Origin of the sequence: Marinomonas atlantica (genome assembly GCF_001639725.1) — a bacterium.
In the GTDB taxonomy this organism is placed as follows: domain Bacteria; phylum Pseudomonadota; class Gammaproteobacteria; order Pseudomonadales; family Marinomonadaceae; genus Marinomonas; species Marinomonas atlantica.
The window spans coordinates 1-275 of sequence record NZ_LTAW01000037.1 but is presented as its reverse complement, the minus strand read 5'-3'; the positions used below and the strand labels follow the sequence as shown (position 1 = coordinate 275).

Below are 275 nucleotides of genomic sequence, written 5' to 3'. Positions count from 1 at the left end.
AGAAGGTGTACCGCAAGGCGGGCCACTATCGCCGCTACTAGCGAACATCATGCTCGATCCTCTGGACAAAGAACTTGAGAAACGTGGCCATAAGTTTGCCCGCTATGCCGACGACTTTACGATAGTGGTAAAGAGTCAGCGAGCAGGTGAACGCGTACTACGCAGTATCAGTCAGTACTTGCAAAACCGCTTGAAGCTGGTCGTCAATACCGATAAAAGTCGCGTCGTTAAAACCAGTGAGAGTAAGTTCTTGGGGTTTACCTTCAAGGCTGGTC

General features: G+C 50.2%; 1 protein-coding gene. It reads left to right on the top strand.

From position 1 onward, the window contains the following. Positions 1-49: 49 nt before the first annotated feature. The coding region (locus AYW75_RS18465) for a reverse transcriptase domain-containing protein (RefSeq protein WP_269447803.1) at positions 50-275 on the top strand (226 nt) is incomplete at its 3' end.